General features: G+C 61.4%; 19 protein-coding genes. 12 read left to right on the forward strand and 7 right to left on the reverse strand.

Translation table 11 applies throughout. The features are described 5' to 3' along the window. Positions 1-47 precede the first annotated feature (47 nt). The 6 genes from MSG32_RS03660 to kdgR all read right to left on the reverse strand — a co-directional run bounded on the left by MSG32_RS03660 (position 48) and on the right by kdgR (position 6,371). Positions 48-1,094: an alpha/beta hydrolase gene (locus MSG32_RS03660; RefSeq protein WP_248377761.1), complete on the reverse strand. Its 1,047-nt coding sequence runs from the start codon at positions 1,092-1,094 to the stop codon at positions 48-50. Positions 1,095-1,214: 120 nt separating this feature from the next. Beyond that, positions 1,215-1,682, reverse strand: coding sequence for a thioesterase family protein (locus MSG32_RS03665; protein WP_248377763.1), 468 nt, complete (start codon positions 1,680-1,682; stop codon positions 1,215-1,217). Continuing rightward, entirely contained in the window at positions 1,682-2,635 is a 954-nt protein-coding gene (locus MSG32_RS03670) for an L-carnitine dehydrogenase (RefSeq protein WP_248377770.1), read from the reverse strand. The genes MSG32_RS03665 and MSG32_RS03670 overlap by 1 nt, the downstream gene beginning before the upstream one ends. Continuing rightward, the gene (locus MSG32_RS03675) at positions 2,632-3,567 is read right to left on the reverse strand and encodes a 3-keto-5-aminohexanoate cleavage protein (protein WP_131432243.1); all 936 of its coding nucleotides are present in this window, start codon (positions 3,565-3,567) and stop codon (positions 2,632-2,634) included. Before MSG32_RS03675 ends, MSG32_RS03670 begins: the two co-directional genes overlap by 4 nt. 526 nt (positions 3,568-4,093) lie before the next feature. Further along, positions 4,094-5,122, reverse strand: a complete 1,029-nt coding sequence (locus MSG32_RS03680; RefSeq protein ID WP_248377772.1) for a polysaccharide lyase family 7 protein — start codon at positions 5,120-5,122, stop codon at positions 4,094-4,096. Positions 5,123-5,555: 433 nt separating this feature from the next. Beyond that, positions 5,556-6,371 (reverse strand): DNA-binding transcriptional regulator KdgR, encoded by an 816-nt coding sequence (gene kdgR / locus MSG32_RS03685; protein ID WP_248377774.1) that lies wholly within the window; start codon positions 6,369-6,371, stop codon positions 5,556-5,558. 400 nt (positions 6,372-6,771) lie between these two features. Here kdgR and MSG32_RS03690 point away from each other — a divergent pair, with 400 nt between their 5' ends. From MSG32_RS03690 to MSG32_RS03720, 7 genes are all read left to right on the forward strand, one after another. Beyond that, positions 6,772-7,116 carry a cupin domain-containing protein gene (locus tag MSG32_RS03690; RefSeq protein ID WP_107334567.1) on the forward strand — a complete coding sequence of 115 codons (345 nt, stop codon included), beginning with the start codon at positions 6,772-6,774 and terminating at the stop codon, positions 7,114-7,116. Positions 7,117-7,267: 151 nt separating this feature from the next. Further along, positions 7,268-8,041 (forward strand): SDR family oxidoreductase, encoded by a 774-nt coding sequence (locus MSG32_RS03695; RefSeq protein WP_248377775.1) that lies wholly within the window; start codon positions 7,268-7,270, stop codon positions 8,039-8,041. A gap of 71 nt (positions 8,042-8,112) precedes the next feature. After that, positions 8,113-10,290 carry a heparinase II/III family protein gene (locus MSG32_RS03700; RefSeq protein ID WP_248377777.1) on the forward strand — a complete coding sequence of 726 codons (2,178 nt, stop codon included), beginning with the start codon at positions 8,113-8,115 and terminating at the stop codon, positions 10,288-10,290. A 251-nt stretch (positions 10,291-10,541) separates the two neighbouring features. Further along, positions 10,542-12,635 (forward strand): heparinase II/III family protein, encoded by a 2,094-nt coding sequence (locus tag MSG32_RS03705; protein WP_248377779.1) that lies wholly within the window; start codon positions 10,542-10,544, stop codon positions 12,633-12,635. A gap of 307 nt (positions 12,636-12,942) precedes the next feature. Continuing rightward, positions 12,943-14,730 (forward strand): transporter, encoded by a 1,788-nt coding sequence (locus MSG32_RS03710; protein WP_248377781.1) that lies wholly within the window; start codon positions 12,943-12,945, stop codon positions 14,728-14,730. 361 nt (positions 14,731-15,091) lie between these two features. Then, complete coding sequence (locus tag MSG32_RS03715) at positions 15,092-15,784, forward strand: oligogalacturonate-specific porin KdgM family protein (protein ID WP_248377790.1); 693 nt, start codon at positions 15,092-15,094, stop codon at positions 15,782-15,784. A gap of 154 nt (positions 15,785-15,938) precedes the next feature. Continuing rightward, positions 15,939-17,654: a hypothetical protein gene (locus tag MSG32_RS03720; protein WP_248377792.1), complete on the forward strand. Its 1,716-nt coding sequence runs from the start codon at positions 15,939-15,941 to the stop codon at positions 17,652-17,654. Between the two features lie 61 nt (positions 17,655-17,715). Here the strand turns inward: MSG32_RS03720 and MSG32_RS03725 are convergent, their stop codons facing one another. Continuing rightward, positions 17,716-18,753: a LacI family DNA-binding transcriptional regulator gene (locus MSG32_RS03725; RefSeq protein WP_248377794.1), complete on the reverse strand. Its 1,038-nt coding sequence runs from the start codon at positions 18,751-18,753 to the stop codon at positions 17,716-17,718. Between the two features lie 162 nt (positions 18,754-18,915). On the opposite strand from MSG32_RS03725, the gene ltnD reads away from it, so the two are divergent. The 5 genes from ltnD to denD all read left to right on the forward strand — a co-directional run bounded on the left by ltnD (position 18,916) and on the right by denD (position 23,999). Next, entirely contained in the window at positions 18,916-19,854 is a 939-nt protein-coding gene (gene ltnD / locus MSG32_RS03730; protein ID WP_248377796.1) for an L-threonate dehydrogenase, read from the forward strand. Next, positions 19,854-21,206, forward strand: a complete 1,353-nt coding sequence (gene otnK, locus MSG32_RS03735) for a 3-oxo-tetronate kinase (RefSeq protein ID WP_248377797.1) — start codon at positions 19,854-19,856, stop codon at positions 21,204-21,206. The genes ltnD and otnK overlap by 1 nt, the downstream gene beginning before the upstream one ends. Then, on the forward strand, positions 21,203-21,856 hold the full coding sequence (otnC, locus tag MSG32_RS03740) for a 3-oxo-tetronate 4-phosphate decarboxylase (RefSeq protein ID WP_248377799.1): 654 nt from the start codon (positions 21,203-21,205) through the stop codon (positions 21,854-21,856). Before otnK ends, otnC begins: the two co-directional genes overlap by 4 nt. A gap of 38 nt (positions 21,857-21,894) precedes the next feature. Then, positions 21,895-22,689, forward strand: a complete 795-nt coding sequence (gene otnI / locus MSG32_RS03745) for a 2-oxo-tetronate isomerase (RefSeq protein WP_248377801.1) — start codon at positions 21,895-21,897, stop codon at positions 22,687-22,689. Positions 22,690-23,003: 314 nt separating this feature from the next. Continuing rightward, positions 23,004-23,999, forward strand: a complete 996-nt coding sequence (denD, locus tag MSG32_RS03750; protein ID WP_248377803.1) for a D-erythronate dehydrogenase — start codon at positions 23,004-23,006, stop codon at positions 23,997-23,999. The last annotated feature ends 82 nt before the right edge of the window (positions 24,000-24,081 follow it).

Genomic DNA, 24,081 nt, shown 5'->3' on the forward strand with positions numbered 1-24,081 from the left:
CAGTCACGATTCTCGTGGCTGGGCGTTTGTGCATGTGAGGGGCTGCGCTAGTCCAGGGCGCACAGGCGCCGATCGAGGGCTTCACAGAAGGCCTGCCAGGCGTGCTGCATCTCGGGGAGCGCATGATGTGCGTGCAGCGCCGCATGCACCATGCCGCTTGCACTGCGATAGCCGACATCGGCACCGCGCCAGCGCCAGACATCCACCGCTGCTTCCAGCGGTTGGGTCAGCGGGTCATGTTCGGCGGCCAGCACTTCGATCTGGCGTGCCGGCGGCTGCTGGGAATGGGCCGGCGAGGGTGAGTAGCTGGCGGAGCGGTCGCCCTCGGCGACGGTCAGCCACATGCTGACCACTTCATCGCGGCCGAGCAGCGGCGCATCCGAACCCAGCGCGAACTCGTTCTCCTTGGCCAGCACGAAGACCGGGTCCATCGGCGGGTAGATCAGCCCCAGCACATAGCCTGTGGGCTTGTCGGGGGCCGGATGCTCCTGATGGTGGGCCGTCTCCATTTTCGCGCCGTGGGTGCCGAGGCTCTGCATGCGCGTGCCCTGCAGGCCGATGTTGGGCATCTCGGTATCGAGTCGGCGCGCCACATCCATTGCCAGTCGAGCGCCGGCGCTGTCACCGACGATGGCCACCGGTTCGACAGTGGCGGAGAGGTGCTCGATGGTCGCCAGGCAATCCGCCAGTGCGTCCTGATAGTTGGCTTCCGGCAGCAGGCGATAATCGACACTGACCACCTCACGCCCCAGCTGGGCGGCCAGGCTGGAGGCGATGCCCTGATGGCTCTCCGGCGAGCCTATCTGCCAGGCCCCGCCGTGCAGAAATACCACCGGTGCCGGCAGGTTGCCGTCTGCCTTGCGTGCCACCTCCGGGATGAAGTGGCGCAGGCGCAGCGGCGTCGCGCGGCCAGCGACCTCGACGTGATTCTCGTGGGTCGTGACGCCCTCGGCGAGCGGTGCACCAAGTTGCTGGCACAGTTGTTCATAGCGCTTGCGGGCGTCTGCCAGCGGCATCTCTACCATTTCATCCATGCCGCGCGCGAAGTCATCGATGAAGGCGCGACAGGTGATGGGGGAAGGCGTCATGGTCATGAATCGGCTCTCGGCGGGTGTCCCAAGACAATAACACCCCGCCAGAAGACTGGCAGGGTGCGGGTTTTGACGCTAAATCAGCGACTTGTTATCCGAAGCGGACATCGGTTGTCACACGTCTCAGGCCGTCTTGCGGCGGATGGCGATACGACGACCGGCCGCCTTGGGCCAGTCCTCTTCGCCTGCCGGCTGGGGCAGGGCGGCAATGCGCTCCGCCACCAATTCCGGGCAGGGCGTCGGACGACCGCCACTGATGCTCATCGCCATCAGCATCTGCTCGCTGGTGGCGATCTCGCCGCCGTCGGCATCCGTCAGGGTGAACAGCACATGCTGGCGCTTGGCGTCATGGTCCAGCAGCAGCACCTTGACCTTGAGCGTCTGGCCTTCATGCGCTTCCGCCAGATAGCACAGATGCGTCTCCAGGGTATAGATGGTCAGGTCGTGTTCGCGACGCCCCTCGGCATCCAGCCCCACGTGCTCCATCAAGGCTTCGACCGCCATCGAGAAGGCACGCGCGTACTCGGCATCATTCATGTGGCCGTTATAGTCGACCCACTCATGCGGCACCGTGATCTCGAGCAGGTCCATCAGATACGTCCCTCGAGGCCTTCGGCTTCCGGCCAGTACTTGCGCGTCAGGCTCAAGAGCTCGACCAGGAAGTCATCGCGACGGCGGTCCAGCTCGGCGACCGGGCGGCCCGCTGCCTGGTATTCGCAGCCTTCCACGACCTTGTCGATCAGCTCGTCGGTCAGCTCCGGCGCTTCGAGTTTGGTCCACGGCAGTTTCAGTGCCGGGCCGAACTGCTCGAGCATGTGACGCATGCCCGGCTCGCCGCCTGCCAGGTGGAAGGTCAGGAAGGTGCCCATCAGCGACCAGCGCAGGCCACAGCCATAGACGACGGCAGCGTCGATCTCTTCGGTGGTGGCGACGCCGTCGTTGACCAGGTGCAGGGCTTCACGCCACAGCGCTTCCATCAGGCGGTCAGCGATGTGACCTTCGATCTCGCGACGTACGATCAGCGGACGCATCGCCAGCTTCTGGTAGTCATCGCGGGCGCCTTCCAGCAGTGCCGGTGAGGTGTGCTCGCCACCGACCAGCTCGACCAGCGGCAGCAGATAGACCGGGTTGAAGGGGTGAGCGACGATGACGCGGCCCGGTGCCTTCTTGCAGTCCTGTTGCAGATCGGTCGGCTTGAAGCCGGAGGTGGAAGAGCCGATCACGACGTGCTCTTCGGCCGCGGCATCGATGGCGCTGAGGATTTCCTGCTTGAGCGGCAGACGCTCCGGCACGTTTTCCTGGATCAGGTCGGCGCCGACCACGGCTTCCTCGAGGGTCGCGGCGAAGCGCAGACGATCGACGGAGGCACCCTCTGCCAGGCCATCCTTCTCAAGCGCATGCCAGGCATTCGCGACGAAGGCGCGAGTGCGGGCTTCGGCGTCCGGCGCCGGGTCAAAGGCGACCACATCCCAGCCATTGGCCAGTGCACGCGAGATCCAGCCATTGCCGATGACACCGGTTCCTACGACAGACAACTGGCTCATGCGACACCTCCAGCGGTTTCGAGTGCGGCGATATCGCCAGCGGTCTTGCCGGTGGACGGATCACGCAGCTTGAGGAATTCACGCGTCTCGGCCGGGGTCATCACGCTGGAACCCAGGTTCTCGATGATGCCGGAGGACTTCTCGACCAGCTGGGCATTGGTCGCCATCACGCCCTTGGACAGATAGAGGTTGTCTTCGAGACCGACGCGAGCGTGACCGCCCAGCAGCACGGCCTGTGCGACCATCGGCATCTGCATGCGGCCGATACCGAAGGCTGCCCAGTTGGAGTTGGTCGGCAGCTTGTTCTTCATGGTCAGCATGGTTTCGGTGTCGGCTTCTGCGCCCCACGGGATACCCAGGCACAGCTGGAACAGCAGGTCGTCGTCGAGCAGGCCTTCCTGCTGCAGCTGACGGGCGAACCAGACGTGGCCCAGATCGAAGCACTCGAGCTCCGGCTTGACGCCAGCGGCCTGCACCAGACGAGCGTGCTCGCGCAGCCAGTCAGCGGTGTTGATGTAGACCATGTCGCCGAAGTTCAGGCTGCCGCAGTCCAGGGTGCACAGTTCCGGCAGCAGTTCCTGGATCGGCGCGTGACGCTCGGCCGGGGTCTGGATATCGGTGCCCGGGCCACCACGAGTCGGGTCGTTGACGTCCGGAATCCAGTCGCCGCCGCCACCGGCAGTGATGTTCATGACGATGTCGGTGTCGGCGGAACGCACACGGTCCATGACTTCACGGAAGTGCTCGGTGGAGTGGCTGATGCCGCCGGTCTCCGGGTCACGCACGTGAATATGGGCCACGCTGGCACCGGCCTTGGCGGCCGCGATGCAGTCATCGGCGATCTGCTTCGGCGTCACCGGGACATTCGGGTTCTTGCTGGCGGTATCACCCGCGCCAGTGATGGCGCATGTCAGGATAGTCTTGCGATTCATCGTCGGGCCTCACGTGTCAGAACACTTGTCTGCGGTAAGTTGCAGCGGCCATGTCACCAGACGTCAACCTGCACGTCCCGGTCGCATCGCCTCTGCGCCTTTGTTGAACACAGTGTCGTGAAGTTGAGGGCAGCGAGATGATCAGAAGACGCCGGATACTTTGCGTTTTACGTCAATTTACCGCTCTCGGCAGATTGAGGGCGGTCACTGGCTCCCATTGCAGGCTCGTCGATGTCTTCCTCCGGCGGCCATGGCAAGGGGCACGATACTCTCAGGGCGTCGAGAAAAAGGTGAAAGAGAGCGAAGAGGGCGGGGTCATCGACAACGCAATTCCCCTAGGATTGGCAGAGATACGGCTTCTGACAATCCAAGGGGAAGGGGGGGATACGGCATTTATGTAGAGGAAGAGTGGCAGTCCTCTGTCCGAGATCTGTGATCTCACGCGGACTTCATCACTTCAGCTTCATTTCTTCAGTTCCATTTCTACAGCTTCAGCAGTGCAATATCACACTCGGACAGCTTGTCATCACTGAACCTTGCCGCTTTCAAGCTCGGTGAAGACCACCTTGGCATAATCGCCATTGGCTTCATCCTTGGCCCATTCGCCGGTGCCTTCACAGGCATTGGAGGAGGGCTTGGTGTTGCACTGGTTGTAGGAGCCCGCCTTGAAGTACATCCAGTCACCGGCATACCCCGCTGGCAGGTCATCCTGATCCACCTGGCCATTGGCATCGACATTGTCTGCCAGGTTGATCTCGAAGTTGCGCGTGGGGTGGCCTTTCGCATTGAAGGTCAGGTGCATGATGTCGCCCTTGACCACGACCTTGTAGCTGAAGGTCTCACCCAGCGAAATGCCTTCCTCGCCGGGGTCAGCGTTGCTGCTCCAGTCGTTGCCCCATACCGCGTAACTGACATCCGTGCGTCTGGGATCTTCCTTGGCGAGATTCTTCTCATAGTTCCAGAACACGGAGCCCGTGTCCTGATCCGGCAGTTTCTTGTAGAAGATCTTGAGCGGCTCATTGCCGTGACCGAAGCCCTCATCCTCTTCCATCAATGCCTTGTCCTTGCCGGCATGAATCTGCCCGACCACCACCGAATAGGCTGACTTGCGATCAGGCTTGCGGGAACGTTCCGCGACATGCTCCACCCGCAGTGTCGCTTCAAGGAAGCCGCCGACCTGAGCATATTGATCGGCATGCTTGTGGGAGGCGAGCGCGAAGTTGTTCTGAGGGTCGTGTGTGCCGATGCTGGTATCGGTTCCACGCAGCATCTGACGCAGTTCAGTCCGTGCATTGCTGGAATTTGGCGTCGTGAATGCCTTGTTGGGAGTCACGAATACCAGGTGGTCTTCATCGTCGAGATAGAAGTAATCCGCGTGTCGATAGGACTGAAGGTCGCTGACTTTTATCTCGTCGACCTTGCCATCACCGTCACCATCCATGGGAAGCGTCAGTTTCCAGGTGTCCAGGTTGAAAGCTTCGGCGGGTGGCTTGTCATTGGCCAGAGATGGCGCGGAAATGGCGACTGTTCCCAGGGCGAGAATCAGTGCATTCATGAGGGGCTGGCGTGCCCGATTGTGTTGCATAGCGTCCTGCCTTTTCTTGTGCTTTTGGGAGGGTTTCCGTTGCAGCAAGCGAAGGCTAGAGCCTGACAGTTCTGACTGTCAAGATATCAGTCAAGAATAATGAAATGTCGTTTCATATTTATTTTTATCGTTATGTCAATGGGTTGCAGGTTGTCTGTGCCTTTCTTCAAGCCCTGTGAAGGATGTTGCAGCGATGAGTGATCGATCTGCTATCCGCTTGAATAGACTGGATAAAATTGGATTACCTGTAAATCGTTGCTCAATGATCATTATCCATTGGTCTTGGGGTGGCAGCGTCAAGGTCGTCAGCAGTCCCGTCAGAAGCGCCGGCTTGTCGCTACCCATACCCTGCCTTCAGCCACGCGAGGGAAACTGACATCCGTGTCTGTTTTCCTCCGCGCCATCAGCCATGGGCGTGTTCATGAGATGGCTTCCAACCCAGGTTCGCGGAAATGTTCCGGCCGGATTCACACAGGATCTTCTTGTACTCGAGGGTCACATCCTGGTGATAACGAATCGTCGGGATCGACATGCTGAGCGCCGCAATGGCCTTGCCGGTGTGATCGAGAATCGGTGTCGCGAAACAGCATACCCCCGCGTCCATTTCCTCGAGGTCTTCTGCCAGACCGGACTGACGTGCTTGTGCGAGCTGCTCATCCAGTGCCTGGCGCGAGGTCAGCGTGCGCTCGGTACGCGGCTCCAGCGGCTGCAGGGTCAACAGGTGCTCCAGCTGGGCGTCACTCATGCATGACATCAGCGCCTTGCCCATGGCGGTGGTATGCGCGGGGCAACGGTCGCCGATGCGGGTGTTCATGCACAGGTTGAAGTGCGAGTTGTACTTGTGGACATAGACGATCTCCCCGGTGCTGGCATCGAGAGTGCCAAGATGAACCGCTTCTCGCGTCAACTGGGACAGCGCGGCCATGTCGGGGTCTGCCATCTTGATCAGGTCCATGTTGCCCAGCGCCGAGCTGCCCAGCACGAAGGCTTTCATGGTCAGGCGATATTTCTCGCTTTCGCTGTCCTGGGCGACGTAGCCGAGGTTCTTGAGTGTCTGGAGAAACCGGTAAGCAGTGCTTTTCGACATCATGGCGCGCTGCGAGAGTTCGGCAAGACTGGACTCATGGTCGATATCCAGCCCCTCCAGCACGGCCATCACCTTCATCACCGCAGTGACGTTGTCCACCTTGGCTTCGGCAGGCTTGGTTTCTGAAGACATGAGATCCCTTATTCTGAAATTAATGAAACTCGATTTTAGAGTACTCACCTTCGCTTTTACACTCTCAGCCGCGCTGCCACAACGCCTGGCGCCACTCTGGGCCTCATTCTTCGGCCATCGACGACGAAGCGTCCTTCAGGCTTGGAACGGTCTAAAAGTCTAATATGGAATGAAATGCTGTTTCAAAAATAAAAATCCCCTGCTACGTTTTCAAAACGCCATTTCAGATTGATGTCTCAATCGACGGTGTCCCTTCTGGCTTTGCTGTCTTTGTGCCTCTATCGCCAACTGAGGCCATCGCGGCAACAAAGGCTAAGCAGGCAGAGCAGGGTCAAGGGAGCGTCTCAAGGATGGGGCATGTACCGGTGACACAACGGGTACCCAGCAGGGAGTCATAGCGATGAACGCAGGCAGTTTCTTCATCAACGACGAACATGATTGGCAGGATGTCGAACCCGGTATCCAGCGCAAGATCGTCGCCCACACCCCGGACTTGATGGCGGTATGCGTCAAGTTCGATCGCGGTGCCGTCGGCACCCCACACCAGCATGAACGTCATGACCAGATCGGCTATGTCGTGCAGGGTGCTTTCGAGGTCGAGCTTGAGGGTGAAAAACGCCGGCTCTCGCCAGGCGATGCCTTCGTCGCTCCGCATCACACCTCGCATGGCGCCGTGGCGCTCGAGCCCGACAGTCTGGTGATCGACCTGTTCTCGCCCCGCCGCGATGACATGCTGACCCCATGATGTCATGCCGCTTCCAGGCTCAGGCCTGGGCAGCATTTTGACGCGCCAAATAATGCGAAATATCTAAAAAAGAAGTTGCTTATTTGTTGGTGGCGGTCGCGTCAGCGAGGCGCCTGATCACAAGAGTTCACCCGTTTCAGGAGTAGTCGTGATGTTTGATGATCTTCAAGGCAAGCGTGTACTGGTGACCGGTTCGACCGCGGGCATCGGTCTGGATGTGGCGCGCTCCCTGCTCAAGGCCGGGGCCAAGGTGGTCTTGCATGGAAGTCGCGGTCCTGCTGAGGCTGAGGCATTGCTTGCCGAGCTGGATGCACCGGGACGTTCCTTCTATCTGCAGGCAGATGTGCGTGATACCGCGCAGTGCGAGTCACTGGTGGCGCGTGCGGTAGATCAACTGGGGGGTCTGGATGTGTTGATCAACAATGCCGGCGGCCTGGGCGGGCGTCAGGGGCTGGAGAGCATCGATGATGCGTTCTTCGACAACGTCATCGATCTCAATATTCGCTCCGTGGTCATGGTGACGCGTTTCGCGATTGCGCATCTGCGTGAGTCTGCCCGGCAGAGTCAACAGACCAGCAGCGTGATCACCACCGGCTCCATCGCGGGGCGTGAGGGCGGCGGTATGGGCGCTAGCCTGTATGGCGGCAGCAAGGCGATGGTTCACAACCTGCATCGCAACTGGGTGAAGGAATTCACCAAGGACAACATCCGCTTCAACACCGTCGCTCCGGGCACCATCGATACGGCCTTCCATGAAGACAAGAGTGATGATCTCAAGCAGACCATCGCCGGCAGCATCGCCATGGGGCGCTTCGGGCAATGCCACGAGCTGGCACCGACCTACCTGTATCTGGCATCGCATGCGCTGAGCGGCTACATCACCGGGCAGGTGATCGACGTCAATGGCGGCCAGATGTGCCCCTGAATCGGGTCGGGCGCCCGTCAGGGCGCCCAACCGAAAACGCCACAGGTCATCACACAACGAGCGGTCACGTCATGGAACAGACATTGTTATTGGATCGTGCGGCCCTTGCCGGACTGCGCGCTGCCCACGAGGCACCGGATTCCTCACGCGTATTGTCAGAGCGGCTCGCGCTTGCAGAGCAGGACATGCGCTCGGTGCTGGCCGAGCCCCTGAGCATTCCCGGGCAAGGTGAGGCGGGCGGAGAAGAGCACGCGCGCCACAAGCTCAATTATCAGCATGTCAGCCTGGCCTCTCAGCTGTGGCTGGTGACGCATGATGAGCGCTATCTCGAATTCGTGCGTGGCCTGTTGCTGGGTTACTCGCAGATGTATGAAGCACTGCCGGCGCATGTCTCCAGGGACAGCAATCCTCCCGGCAAGCTGTTTCACCAATGCCTGAACGAAGGCATGTGGCTGTTATATGCCGCGGACGCCTACGGCAACATCAAGGCACAGCTGCCGGTCAGTGAGCGCGAGCAGATCGAACTGCACCTGTTGCGGCCGATGATCGACCTGCTGGTGGTACAGAACGCGCATGACTTCGATGTGGTGCATAACCATGGCATCTGGTCCGTGGCCGCAGCCGGCATTGCCGGGCTGGTGCTGGAAGATGAGGCACTGGTGGAGCAGGCATTGCTCGGCAATGCTCGCGATGGCGTCAGTGGGGGATTTCTCGCGCAGCTGGACCAGCTGTTCTCGCCGGACGGCTATTACCTGGAAGGCCCGTATTACCATCGCTTCGCGCTGCGCCCGATGGTGCTGTTTGCCGATGCGCTGATCAACAGCGGCGTGCGGCCGCGGATTCATGAACATCGTGACCAGATCATCCGCAAGGCCATTCTCTGTCTGCAACAGATGGCCTTCCCCGATGGGCGATTTCTGGCCCTGAATGACAGCTCGAAGACGATGGGGCTTGTTGATGAGGGCGCGATGCTGGGAGCGGCGTTCTTGCTGCAGCAGTATCGGGATACCCGCTTGAACCCGGCGGTAGCGGGGTTGATTCGCGACAAGGTACAGCGCTTGCCACTGTGTACGGGCTCTCTTGCATTGGCCGAGTTCGTAGAACAGGGGAGTCAATCAAGTGAGGCACGAGACAGTCGCTTCATCAGTGATGGCAGTGAAGGGGGTGCCGGCGGAATCGCCATTCTGCGTGCGCCGACCTCACGCGGTAGCGAGAGCATGCTCTACATGAGCTTCGGTCAGCATGGCAGCGATCCGACACTGCATTCCGCGCTGGATCACGGACATTTCGATGGCCTGCATTTCGGATACCACAATGGCCAGCATGAGGTGCTCACGGATTATGGCTTCAGCCGCTGGGTGAATATCGAACCCAAGTTCGGCGGGCGTTATACCCCGGAAAACCGCAGCTACGCCAAGCAGAGCGTGGCGCATAACACCCTGGTGGTGGATGAGACCTCGCATCATGGCCTGGACACCGCACGCGCCTGTCAGCATCACGGCACCCTGGTGTGTTTCGAGACCTCCCATCCGCAGGTTCAGCTCGCCAGTGCGCGTCTGGATGACTTCGTGCCCGGCGTCACTTTGCAGCGCAGCCTGATGCTGGTCACCTTGCCGGAGCTCGCCGAGCCACTGGTGATCGACCTGATGCGCGCCACCAGCGATACCCCCCATCACTATGATTATCCCCTGCACTATCAAGGCCAGTTGATGGTCGCCGAACCCGCCTTGCACCAGCAGACCTCGCCCACGGCATTGGGCGACGCCAATGGCTATCAGCATCTCTGGCAGATGAGCACCGGGGATGAGCTGCCCGCAGGTGCCGATCAGGCAGTCACCTGGCTGCAGGACGATCAGTTCGTCACGGCGCGCATGGTGTGCTCGTCGCCTGCCACCCTGGTGCAAGGCCTGATCGGCGCGAATGATCCCCAGAGCAATCTGCGCAATGAGCCCTATCTGATGCTGCGCTCCACCGGCAGTCGTCACACCGTTGCCAGCGTGATCGAGACACACGGTGTCTTCGATGAAGCTCGCGAGATCTCGCGTGACGCCCGCCCTCAGGTCAGCCGTTGCCAGTTGCTGCATGACAGTGACGAGACCTGCGTGCTGGAGCTTGCGACGCGCAGCGGCGCTCGACATCGTCTGGCCGTGGCATTGCGCCCCTCACAAGGGCAAGCGCCAGGCGAGCATAGGGTGGAAGTGGCAGGGGAGACCCTCTGCTGGCAAGGCTGGTGGACGCTGGAGCCATGACTCGACCACAAGCTTGTGCCATCGCGCTCGTCCGTGGCAATCGGCAGTAGCGCTCGCCCATTGTGAGGCAGCACGGGTTGTTGCCTCCTTCTTATCCCTATCGATGGTCGGTCGACAGCGCCAGGTGCAATGCGCTCGGTCGGCGGGGGTTGTCTCGGCCTGAATTTGCCCGACGACCCGCCATTCATCAGTGAGAAATCGTTATGTCTGCAAAGAGTGAGTATCTGTTGTGGTCATCCAGTGAGCTCGAAATGCTTCGTCGGCAATGCGAGGCAGATAGCTCACTGGGGCGCAGCTTGAAGGTGTTGGAGCAGCAGGTGGCTGCCAGCATCGCACGCGGCGTGGTGGTGCCTGGCCAGGGTGAGGCCGGGAGTTTCGAGCACAACACCCACAAGGAAAATGCCCGCCTGATAGAAGGTGCGGCGCTGTTGGGACGGCTCAACGATGATGAGGCGGCACTGGCGCACGCCCGGGAGTTGCTGGAATCCTACGCGGCCTACTATCGCGAGATGCCGTTTCAGGTCGCGCGCAATACCAACCCGCCGGGCAAGCTGTTTCACCAGATTCTCAACGAACATATCTGGTTGCTGCATGCCTCACTCGGCCTTGCCTTGCTCAAGCCGTCATTGAGCGATAGCCAGTATCGGGCGCTGCTGGAGGGCTTGTTCCTCCCGATGCTTGAGATGTTCACCGAGACCTATCGGCATGATTTCGATCGTATCCATAACCACGGGCTGTGGGCCGTGGCGGCGGTCGGGATCTGCGCGATGGTGCTCGAGAGTCCTGAGCATCTGGTGATCTCCATCGACGGACTGGATGGCAGCGGCGAGACCGGGGGCTTTCTCGCCCAGATAGCGCTGCTGTTCTCGCCGCAGGGCTATTACGTGGAAGGGCCGTATTACCACCGTTTCGCGATTCACCCACTGTGCCTGTTCGCCGAGGCCATCGAACGCCAGCAGCCCGAGCGCAATATCTTCGCGCATGCCGACGGACGTATCGGCAAGTCGCTGCATGTATTGCTCTCCACGGCCTATCCGGATGGACGCTTCCCGGCGCTGAATGACGCCTCGCGCAGCATGAACATCGACGACGAAGGCGCGCGCTGCGCCATGGCGCTGCTGGCGGCTCGCTACGAACCGGCCCCGGAACTGCTGACTCTCGCGCATCAGCAGCAAGGCAGCTGGTTGCATGCCAATGGCGTGGCGCTCAAGCAGGCCATGCAGCAGGTCGATGCTGATGTGCAGGCCACCAGCCAGCGCTTCAGCGATGGCCCCGAAGGCAACAGCGGGGCGCATGCTCACCTCAAGCACGGTTGCGGCGTGCAGGCACAGCATGTGGTGCTCACCGCGGGGCAGCATGGCATGGGGCATGGCCACTTTGACCAGCTGGGCATGACGTATTTCGCGCGTGGCAAGGAAGTGCTTGAGGAATACGGCTTCGCGCGCTGGGTCAATGTCGAGACCCAGTTCGGCGGGCGCTACCTCAAGGAAAACGAGGGCTACGCCAAGCAGAGCGTCGCGCACAACCTGGTGGTGGTCGACATGCAATCCCAGCATGGCGCTGACCACGGGCTGGCGGATGCGCACCACGCTGAACTCGAGCTGCTGGCGGGCAGTGATGCTGCGGCATGTGCCCGTTGTGACAACGCCTACGAGGGTGTGGGCATGCAAAGAAAGCTCGTGTTGCTGGCATCACGGCATACACAGACGCCGCTGCTGGTGGATATCTTCTCGCTGACCTCCGCAGAGCCCCACGTCTATGACTACACCTTCAATCACGGCGGCCAGGTGGTGCGGTGGTGGGAAACGGAATCGTCTCCGCAGCCTGTCTCCACCGCCCTGACGACACTTGAGGTACTGGGCGACAGCGCGGGCTATCAACACCTATGGAAGGTGGCCCAGCGTCCGGCAGACACCGCGCACTGCATGACCTGGCTTGCTGGCGACAGCTTCCATAGCTGGCACCAGATCACCCAGGCACCCGCCGAAGCCTATCAGTTGCGGGTCGGGGCCAACGACCCGGACCACAACCTGCGTCCTGACGCCAAGGTGATGACACGTCTGACCGCCACCTCTCAGACCTTCTATTCGCTGTTCGAGAGCCACGGGCATTTCGATGAATCCCTGGAGCAATGCAGTGGCGCACGCCCACAGGTGCTGAACCTGCGTGCGCTGGAAGCCTGCGAAGGGGCAGTAGCGGGTATCGAGGCCCTCGAGATCACCTTGCGTACCGGGCAGCTGCTGTTGGTGCTGGCCGAGGCGGAGGCCGTGCCGCCGGGGGGCAACATCACCCTGGGGGACCATGAATGTCGCATCCATGCCGGGGTGAATCTGATCGATTTCTGAGGCACGAGAAGGCCTTGAGCCGACGCCTTTCCCTGGATGAGAGCTCTTTGTGATGAAGGTTCTTTGAGGTGAGGTCTCCCTGAGCTGAAGGCACGTCTGTGGTGAGGGCACCGACGGTGCTGTTGTTGGAACGATCTAGTTGGATCGATCCAGCCGGAGCGATTCAAGTTCGAGCGATTCAAGTTCGAGCGATCGTCCCACCAGTCATCAGCAGAACCTCTGGCCCAGGGAAGGGGCCAGAGCCAGGCGCGCACTGCCGGGTGCGCAACAACAACGACAAGACAGATAAAGACAAGAGTGCATCGCCATGAATCTGGATCTGGATACTGCCGTCATCGGCATCTACTTTCTCTTTCTGATCGCCATAGGCTGGCTGTTCAGAACCTTTACCTCGAGCACCAGTGACTACTTCCGCGGTGGCGGCAAGATGCTGTGGTGGATGGTCGGCGCGACCTCCTTCATGACCCAGTTCAGTGCCTGGACCTTCACCGGTGCGGCGGGCAAGGCCTATAACGATGGCTTTGCCGTGGCGATCATCTTCATGGCCAATGCCTTCGGCTACCTGATGAACTACCTGTATTTCGCGCCGCGTTTCCGACAGCTGCGCGTCATCACCGTGATACAGGCGATCCGACAGCGCTTCGGTGCCGTCAACGAGCAGGTATTCACCTGGTCTTCCATGCCCACCAGCATCATCAATGCGGGTATCTGGCTCAACGGCCTCGCCATCGTGACCTCAGGTCTGTTCGGTTACGACATGGAAACCACCATCATCGTGACCGGGCTTGTCGTGCTGGTGATGTCGGTGACGGGCGGCTCCTGGGCGGTCATCGCGTCCGATTACATGCAGATGGTCATCATCATGGCCGTCACCATCACCTGCGCCATCGTAGCCGTGATTCATGCCGGCGGGCCGACCCAGGTCGTGGATGACTTCCCGGTCGACTTCCTGATCGGCGGTGACATGAACTATCTGTCGCTGTTCGCGTTATGGGGGGTCTTCATCTTCATCAAGCAGTTCAGCATCACCAACAACCTGCTCAATTCCTATCGCTATCTGGCGGCGAAAGACTCGAAGAATGCGCGCAAGGCCGGTCTGCTGGCCTGTGTCCTGATGACCATGGGGCCGTTCATCTGGTTCATGCCCAGCTGGTTCATGGCCAATGAAGGGGTGGACCTGTTCGCGATGTATCCCGAGGCAGGTGCCAAGGCGGCCGACTTTGCCTACATGAGCTTCGTCAGCCTCTATATGCCTGCCGGGATGCTGGGGCTGCTGGTGGCCGCGATGTTCGCCGCGACCATGTCCTCGATGGATTCCGGCTTGAATCGCAACTCCGGCATCTTCGTGAAGAATTTCTATGAGGTCGTGCTGCGTCCCAAGGCGTCTGAAAATGAACTGCTGCTGATGTCGCGTCTGTCTTCCACCGTCTTCGGCCTGGCGATCATCGGCTTCGCCCTGTTCATCAACTCCCTGAAAGGGTTGAGCCTGTTCGATGCCATGATGTACGTCGGCGCTTTGATCGGTCTGCCGATGACCATCCCCGGTCTGCTCGGCTTCTTCATTCGCAAGACACCGGACTGGGCAGCATGGGCCACCCTGGTGGTCGGTGGCCTGGTGTCCTATCTGGTCGGTTTCGTGATGACACCGGACTTCATCGTCGACACCTTCGGCCTGGAGGCGGGCCTGACCTCGCGTGAGTGGAGTGACATGAAGGTGGCGGTCGGCATCATGGCGCACACCGTGATCACGGCAGGCTTCTTCGTGATGACCACGCTGTTCTACCGCGGACTTTCGGCTGAACGCGAAGCGGAAGTCGCGACCTTCTTCACCAACCGTGACACGCCCGTCATCAGCGACGACGAGGAACACCGCAGCGTCGACAATCGCCAGCGCAACATTCTCGGCTACCTGATTCTGGTCGCTGGACTTGCCGTGATGCTGATGTTCCTGGTGCCCAATCCCTTCTGGGGACGCATGGTCTTCGTACTGTGTGGCGGCATCATCGTGGCAATCGGTCTGCTGCTGGTGACTTCCATTGACAGGAAGTCTCACCCCAAGGAAGAGAGCCTGGTCGGCGAAGGCAGCACGCGCTGAGACACCATGAGTGAGGGGGAGCGGCGCTGGCATCTGGTGCCACGTCGCTCCCTGACCTCGCACTCGTCTTCGTCACACCTTCGCCAGGCGCTTGCCACTCGCTTGCTGCCAATCTGGCACCCCGAACCCGAATCTCCCTCTCTGCTCGGTCAACGCCAATGACCACGTCAGCAGAGGAGTCGATGCGCCCTTTGCGCCATCGGCAGGGGATTCTGCGGCCTGCATCTGGCGTCTGGATCGATCCAGGACGCCGATGCCAACACAGGGCAACCCACGCGCTAGCCAATGCCGGGCTCGCGACAGGACGCAGGTTGCCTGCAAGTCAATTGACTGACTCCCCATAAAAACAAAGAGGTACGCCATGAAACACTACAACAAGATCTCCCTTTCGATTGCCGCACTGGTGTTCACTACCAGCGCCCAGGCTGTGACATTGGATATTCGTCATGAATACAAGCATCACGCCAAACAACATGCCACCCGAGTCAAGGTGAGTGATTCCATCGACAACTTCTATTATGGGCTGGAATCCAAGTTTGCCTCGGAAAAGCGCGACGATGGTTCGCAACCCGCGATGGGAAATCTGCAGCGCGGCGACAGCGAGATTGATTGGGGCTTCAAGTTCAAGCTGGACAAGAACTGGTATATCCAACCAGGCATGCCCATTGCCTTCGGGGACGGCAAGTACACGCTCAAGCCGCAACTGCGTGTCGGCTACAAGGCCAGCAGCATCCCGCTGACCACGGCGCTGCGCTACCGTCGTGAATATGCCAACTACAGTGAAGACTTCAATGACGATTATGAGCAGAACAAGATCACCTTCACCATGTCCTACAAGCACGGCAAGAATAAATATTGGCTGGAGGCCAATTATTATCGCAATGAAGACAAGGATATCTACAACAACACTCGCGAGAACTACGACTATATCCTGAGTGCCGGGCGGCGCATGGGGTCATGGTTCCCGTATATGGAGTTGGCGGATGTCAGTTCCAGCTCCAGTTCCGATACGCGTCAGCTCAAGACGCGTGTTGGCTTGAAATATTATTACTGATCATGAATTGCTAGACAGATGAGCGCGCAAGTCTTGCGCGCCCGGCGTCGGTATCACGCTTCATGATGAGGAAGGGCACTCTCGAGCCCCTGAATGCGCGGGTTCGAGAGTGCGGGAATGCGCGTTGGCACGGGTTTGAGCGGCAAGGAGCCACATGACACAGCTGGATAAAGTTGCACTGTTCTTCTCCGTTGTCCTGATCGTGCTGACCATTCTGGTCTATCGACGTCGCAGCCAGACCCCGGACAGCTTCATCCGGGGAGGTGGCAACGTGCCCTGGTGGATGGCGGGAAGTACCGCGTTCATGACGCAGTTCTCCGCCTGGACCTTCACCGGGGCCGCCCAGAAGGCCTACGAGGATGGCTTTGCCGTGCTGGTGATCTTCTGGGGCAATGCGCTGGGCTTTCTGCTGGCGGCGCTGTATTTCGCGCCGCGTTTTCGACGGCTGAGAGTCAGCACCTATTCCGACATTCTGGAGCTGCGTTACGGCAAGACGACGCAGCTCGTGTATGTCATCAGTCAGATCCTTCTGACGCTGATGACCGCCTCGATCGGTCTCTACGGCGTCTCACTGTTCCTGAGTGCGGTCTTCGGTCTCTCGGTGGTGAGCATCGCCGTGCTGATCGGCAGCCTCATCATCGCCATTACCCTGGTGGGCGGCGTGTGGATCGTCTCGGCTAACAATTTCATCCAGATGATGCAGTTGGCGATTCTCACCCTGGTCATCGGCGGCTTCTGCCTCACGCTGATATGGAGCGGATCGTTGAGCTTCCCGGAGTCGAACAGGGACTTCTGGATCGGCAGTTCTCACAACAGCCTGCTCATCATGGCTATCTGGTCACTGGCCATGCTGGTCAAGCAATGCATCAGCATCAACAACGCCACCTCCAGCTATCGCTTTCTGACCACGGCCGATGATGGCGAAGCGCGCAAGGCGGCAGGGCTCGCCTCGATCCTGTTCGTGGTCGGCCCCGTCACCTGGTTTCTGCCGCCCTGGTTGCTGGGCACGGCGGGCATCGACCTGGCGGCACGCTATCCCGAGCTTGGCAATGACGCGGCCAATGTGGCCTATGTCCATTTCATCATTCACTACCTGCCGTCGGGCGTGCTGGGGCTGGTGATCGCCGCCATGCTGGCGGTCACCATCGCGCCCATCACCACGGCTTTCAATCGTGACGCCGGCGTGATGATGCGACTCCTGATGCCCGTGCTCAAGCAGACCTCCAGCCTGGCGGCGCGACTGGTGCAGATCGGGCGGATGTTCGGAGTCGTCCAGGGCATCATCGTCATCCTGTTCGTCATCGGCCTGAGCCGGCTCGAGATGGTGAGCCTGTTCGACATCATGATCATGTTCGGCGTCCTGCTGCAGATGCCACTGGCGCTGCCGGCACTGATGGTGCTCTTCAGGACGGGAGCACCGGATTGGGCCGGGTGGGGCAGTGTCCTGATCGGGGTCACGGTCACGCTCGGCAGCTATCTCTGGCTCGATATGGCGACGCTGCAACGCCTGCCCTGGATTGCCGGCTTCCCGCCTGAACAGCTGGTCGATATCAAGCTGGCCATCTCGCTGGTCATCCAGATCGCGAGTGTCGTCGGCTTCCTGTTCCTCGCCCGCTATCTGTACGCGCCACGACGCCCGTTCTCGCGCGCGCGCCGGCTGGCGGAATTCTTCGCCAACCTCAAGCGCCCCGTCAGTCCTCCGCCCTCGGAAAGCGAATCCCGTCGTCGAATCAGTCTGCCATCGCGCCTGCTGTGTGTCGCGGCGTTGCTGTCGGCGGCGCTGGCCGTCTTCTCCTCCACGTTGGCGGGCCTGGCTGTCTTTCTCTGCGTCGCGCTGGGCCAGTTGATGATGGCGTGGCTGATGCGCTGACCTGTCGCGGTCTCAGGCCATGGTCAGCGAGATCAGCAGGTGTTGAGTGTGTGATCAGTGTTCAGGTGCTGCCACCGACCCGCAGCGTGAACCCCAGGTCGTGGCTCAGTTCTCCGACGGGTTCGCCATTAATGCGCGCCAGCAGCTTGCGCGCTGCCATGCGGCCGATCTGCTCCCGCGGTGAAACGATGGTGGTGAGGCGCGGCGTGACATGCTCCCCGATCGGCAGGCCATTGAAGCCGGCGATGGCGATGTCGTCCGGGATGCGTACGCCAAGCCGCGCGGCGGCGAGAATGGCGCCACAGGCCATGTCATCGTTGGCGAAGTGGATGGCGTCGCAGTCAGGGAATGTCGCTTTGATACGCTCAAGCGCCTGAGCACCGCTGGTCATCTGTTGCCGCACGGGCAGGTCGAGCAGGGGAGCCTCCTCGATGCCGGCTGCCGCCAGCGCCTCACGATGCCCGGCATAGCGCATCGCCGCGCGATAGTCGCGATCAAGCTCGGCACCGGCGAAGTGGACCGTGCGATACCCGCGTGCCAGCAGGTGCTCGGTCATGGCGCGTCCGGCGGCGACATGATCCATCCCCACGTTCAGATCCAAGCCTTCCCCCAGCTCCATGATCTCAACGATCGGCTGATTCCAGTTCTCCAGTATCTGGCGCGTCGCATCGTCATGGCGCAGTCCCGTCACCACCAGGCCCGCGGCCGACCAGCCCAGAAAGGTACGGATCAGCTGGGTTTCCCGAGCCAGATCGTAATCCGTCTTGCCCAGCAGCAGCTGATAGCCGTGTGCCTCGAATTCATCCTGCAGGCCCTTGATCACGTCGATGAACACCACGTTGGACAACGAGGGCACGATCACCGGAATCACGCGACTGGAGGCCGAGGCCAGGCTGCCGGCAATCATGTTGCGCACGTAGCCGACCTTCTCGATGGCCGCTTCGACCTTGATGCGGGTCGCTTCGCGCACGCTGTCGGGGCTATTGAAGTAGCGCGAGACGGTGATCGAGGAGACCCCGGCTTCCCGGGCCACGTCATTCAGGGTCGGCTGCATGGCACCCTTGCGGCTGCGGCGGGGAGATGATGGTGGATTAGACATATGTCGCGTTTTCTCATTTGCCGCTTGTCGTGGCTTGGAGCCTAATCTATTAATGATGTTAGCGCTAACATGGTAGCGCTAACATTCAGTGAAGTGCTGATCGGTGTGCCGCATGAGGTTGCCTTGATCATCACTTGAAACAGCTTCCGCGGGAGATGCGAGATGACAGCAGCAACGACTTCACCAGTGATCGGCCTTGTCGGCCTCGGCGCGATGGGAATGGGCAGTGCGCGCGCCATGCTGGAAGCAGGCCTGGACGTGATCGGCTGTGATATCTCGCCCGCCGCCTGTCAGGCCTTCGAAGCGGCGGGTGGCCGCGCCGTTGCCTCGCCGCTGGAACTGGCGGCCGAGTGTCAGGTGGTGGTGCTGGTCGTGGTGAATGCCGATCAGGTCGAGCAGGTGCTGTTCGGGGCGCAGGGTGAGGGCGGTCTGGCCGAGCGACTCGCGCCGGGTAGCCTGGTGATCCAGTGCGCCACCGTGGCGCCGAGCTTCGCGCGCGAACTCGAAACCCGCCTGAACGGCATGCAGCTGGAGCTGCTCGACGCCCCGATCAGCGGCGGCGCCGTCAAGGCACGCAGTGGTGAGCTGTCCGTGATGTCCTCCGGCAGTGAAGCGGCTTACGTCAAGGCGGAACGCGTGCTGGCGGCGATGGCGGCCAATGTCTATCGGCTGGGCGACTGCGCCGGCCCGGGCTCGAGCGTCAAGCTGGTCAACCAGCATCTCGCCGGCGTGCACATCGCGGCGGCGGCAGAAGCCATGGCGCTGGGCATGAGCATGGGGATCGACCCCGACACCCTGTATGACGTCATCACCCATTCCGCGGGCAATTCCTGGATGTTCGAGAATCGCGTGCCGCACATCCTCAAGGGCGATTACACGCCGCTGTCGGCCGTCGACATCTTCGTCAAGGACCTCAACATCGTGCACAGCACCGGGCGCGAGCTGAAGCTTGCCATGCCGGTGGCCGGCAGTGCCCTGCAGCAGTTCACCGCCGCCAGTGGCGCAGGTTTCGGGCGCGAGGATGACTCGGCCGTCATCAAGGTCTATCAGCGTCTCGGCAGCTTCAACCTGCCGGCCGCGAATGATGAAGGAGCGCAGTGATGCCGATCGTACTGGGCGGAATCGCCGATGACTTCACCGGCGCGACGGATCTTGCCAACAACCTGGTACGTGCCGGCATGCGTACCGTGCAGGTGATCGGGGTACCCCGGGATGCGCTGCAGGAAGGGGCGGCGAACGGGCTGGACCTGACTGAGGTCGACGCCGTGGTGGTCGCGCTCAAGTCGCGCAGCTGCCCGGTGGATCAGGCGATCAGTGAATCCCTCGCGGCGCTTGAATGGCTGAAAGCCCAGGGCGCGCGTCAGCTGTTCTTCAAGTACTGCTCGACGTTCGATTCCACGCCCGAGGGCAACATCGGGCCGGTCGCCGATGCCTTGCTGGAGGCCTTGTCTGCCACGCAGACGGCCTTCGTGCCGGCCTTCCCCATCAACGGGCGCAGTGTCTATCAGGGCCATCTGTTCGTCGGCGACCGCCTGCTCAATGACAGCGGCATGCAGCATCACCCTCTCAACCCGATGACCGATGCCGACATCGTGCGCGTGCTGTCACGCCAGACGCCGCATGGGGTGGGGCTGCTCGATCACGCCACTCTACGCCGCGGCGCGCAGGCGGCCCGTCAGCGTCTGGACGAGCTTGCCCATCAAGACGTGCGTCATGTGGTCTGTGACAGCCTCGATGAGCAGGATCTCGAGGTACTGGCTGAGGCGCTGGTGGATCACGCGCTGGTCACCGGTGGCTCTGGCCTCGCGCAGGCCTTGCCTGCCCAGTACCGACGGAAGGGCTGGCTTGAGCCGATCGATGATGCCGCGGTGCTGGCCCCGGCGCAGGGCGCCGCGATGGTGCTGTCCGGCAGTTGTTCTCGCATGACGCTCAAGCAGGTGGCGCACTTCAAGCAGCAGCATGCTGCCTTCGCGCTGGACCCCGTCAAGCTCAACGCGGGCGATGCCCACTTCGAGGCGGCGCTGGGCTTCGCCCGTGAGCAACTGGCGGCGACGGAGCCCCAACCATTTCTGATCTACGCCTCGGCCGAACCGGAAGGCGTCAAGGCGGCGCAGGCGTCACTGGGCGTCAAGCAGGCCGGTGAGCTCATCGAGTGCGCCCTGGCCAGTCTGGCCAGCACCCTGGTCGCGGAAGGCGTCGGGCGTCTGCTGGTGGCAGGGGGAGAGACCTCCGGCGCGGTGGTCTCGGCGCTCGACATCCGTGAGCTGCGTATCGGCGGTCAGATCGACCCCGGCGTGCCCTGGACACAGGCACCACACCCGGCCGCCGGCCCTTCGCAGCCGGAGGCGATGCTCTCGCTGACACTCAAGTCCGGCAACTTCGGGGGTGAAGACTTCTTTACCCGGGCATTCGACGTCCTGGATGCCATGAATCCTCGCGAGGAGAACGCATGAGTCAGTCACAGCACGACATCAACGTGTTGCGTGAGCAGATCGCCACCTACGGCAAGTCACTGTTCGACCGCGGCCTGACCATGGGCTCCAGCGGCAACATCAGTCAGCGGCTGGACGATGGCGGCTGGTTGATGACGCCGACCAATGCCTGCCTGGGGCGCCTGGACCCGGCGCGCATCTCGCGCCTGGATGCCCAGGGCGTATTGATCGATGGCGACGCGCCGACCAAGGAGCACTTCCTGCATCGCGCCATGTATGACGAGCGCCCGCAGTCGGGTGCCATCGTCCACCTGCATTCGGCCCACTCGGTGGCGGTGTCCTGCCTGCCGGACGTGAATCCCTGCGAGTGCATTCCTCCGCTGACGGCCTATTACGTGATGCGGGTCGGCAAGCTGCCGCTGGTGCCTTACTACATGCCGGGCGACCCCGCGTTGGGCGATGCCGTGCGTGGCCTGGCCGGCAAGCACTGCGCCGTGTTGCTGGCCAATCATGGCCCGGTAGTGGCCGGCAAGACGCTGGAAGCGGCGGTCTATGCCACGGAAGAGCTTGAGGAAACCGCCAAGCTGTTCCTGCTGCTGCAGGGCAAGAACCCACGTGGGCTGACCCCGGAACAGGTGGCGGAACTCGAAGCCAGGTTCGGGCGCCCCTGAGTGATGACGTCTTCGTCTGTGAAATCCAAGGATCTGACATGACCCGATTGGCTGCCAATCTCAGCATGCTGTTTACCGAGCATGACTTTCTCGATCGCTTCGCGGCTGCGGCCGAAAGCGGTTTTCGCGGGGTCGAATATCTCTTCCCCTATGCCTATTCCCCGCAAGAATTGCGCGCAAGGCTCGATGAGCACCAGCTGTCGCAGGTGCTGTTCAATCTGCCGCCGGGCGACTGGGAGGCCGGTGAGCGTGGCCTGGCCTGCCTGCCGGGGCGCGAGGAGGAGTTTCGGGCCTCGGTGGCCGAGGCGATCCGCTATGCCCAGGCGCTCGATTGTCCGCGCGTGCATGCCATGGCGGGCCTGGTGCCGCAGGGCGCGGATGACGCCATGCGCGCGCGCTGCACCGAGACCTATATCAGCAACTTGCGTTACGCCGCCGCCGAGCTTGAGAAGGTCGGCAAGACACTGCTGATCGAACCGATCAACCCGCGCGACATGCCCGGCTTCTATCTGAGCGGCCAGGCGCAGGCACGCGAGATTCTCGCCCAGGTCGGCGCCGCCAACCTCAAGGTGCAGTTCGATCTCTATCACTGCCAGATCGTCGAGGGCGATCTGATCCGCAACCTGGAAGCGCAGTTCGCGCATATGGGCCATGTGCAGATCGCCGGCGTGCCGGACCGTCACGAGCCGGATGTCGGGGAAGTGCATTATCCGGCGTTGTTCGACCGGCTGGAGAGCCTGGGATATGACGGCTGGATCGGCTGTGAATACCGTCCACGCGGTGAGACGCGCGCAGGCCTCGGCTGGGGTCGCGAGCATGGTCTGACGCCCTGAATCTGATCCAGAGGGCTCGCTCGGCGAAGACCAGGGTTTCGGGGCAGGTGACTGCGCCGGGCGAGCGTTCAAGGATCAGTAGCAAAAATGAGTGGTATGACTTTCAGACCAGAATGTGCAAGAAAGATGAAAAAAATGAGTGACTGACGCCCTTTTAGTCGCATATACCTTCTTCCCATTGCTGCTGAAGAGCGTGAAGCGCTATTTTCTCATCCCGTCTGGTCTGGTTGCTGTACCACTTGAGGGCTGCTGCTGAGTGATCTGCCCATGCGGCAAGCCTACCAACGCCAGAACACAAAAGTGGAGTCCACACGATGCACGTCATGATTACCGGCGCCGCCGGATTTCTCGGTCAGCGCCTGACCGAGGCCTTGATCGACAAGGGCAGCCTGAAGGGGCAGCCATTGTCACGCTTGACCCTGTTGGATCAGATCGAGGCGCCACGTCCCGAGGCGGCGTCATGTCTGGCAGTTGAACCGGCCACCTCGCTGGATATCGAGATCGTGGCAGGCGATATCGCCGATGCCGAGGTGCTTGATCGCTGCCTGGCGGGCGAGCCGCAGGTGATCTATCACCTGGCAGCCGTGGTCAGCTCGGCAGCCGAGGCGGACCTGGCGCTCGGCATGCGCGTCAACTTCGACGCGACTCGCCTGCTGCTGGAAGGCTGCGCGGCGCGTGGATTGAGCGACACCCGGCTGGTGATGGCCAGCTCGGTCGCCGCCTACGGAGGCGATCTCCCCGAGACGCTGAGCGACATGACCGCGCTGGTGCCGCAGAACTCCTACGGCACCCAGAAGGCGATGTCGGAACTGCTGATCAATGATTACAGCCGTCGCGGGCTGGTGGATGGCTGCGTGCTGCGCCTGCCCACCATCATCGTGCGCCCGGGGCGTCCCAATGCGGCAGCCTCGAGCTTCGCCTCCTCCATCCTGCGCGAACCGCTCAATGGCGAAACCGCCATCTGCCCGGTACCGAGCGAGCTCGAGATGTTCGTGATGTCGCCCCGTCGGGTGGTCGCGGCTCTGATCAAGGGCGCGGAGGTGCCGAGCGCGGACTTCGGCCTCTCTCGCTGCTTCATGCTGCCGGGCATCACCGTCAGCGTCGCGTCAATGCTCGCGGCGCTCAAGGATATCGCCGGTGAGCAGGCGCTGGCACTCGTCAAGCATGAGCCTGACCCGCGTATCACCGCCATCGTCGGCAGCTGGCCGGCACGCTTTGACACCCGCAAGGCGCGTTCGCTGGGCTTCGTCGGCGATGCCGACCTGCACGAGATTCTCGATGCGTATCGCGACGAGAGCGCCATCGCCTAGCCAGCGTCTGGGCATCTCATCCAGGACGAGCTCGCCAGACACCTTTGCCAGATCTGCTCGTCACATCAGTACGTCAATAACA

Origin of the sequence: Cobetia sp. 1CM21F, assembly GCF_023161745.1 — a bacterium.
GTDB classification, from domain to species: Bacteria; Pseudomonadota; Gammaproteobacteria; order Pseudomonadales; family Halomonadaceae; genus Cobetia; species Cobetia amphilecti.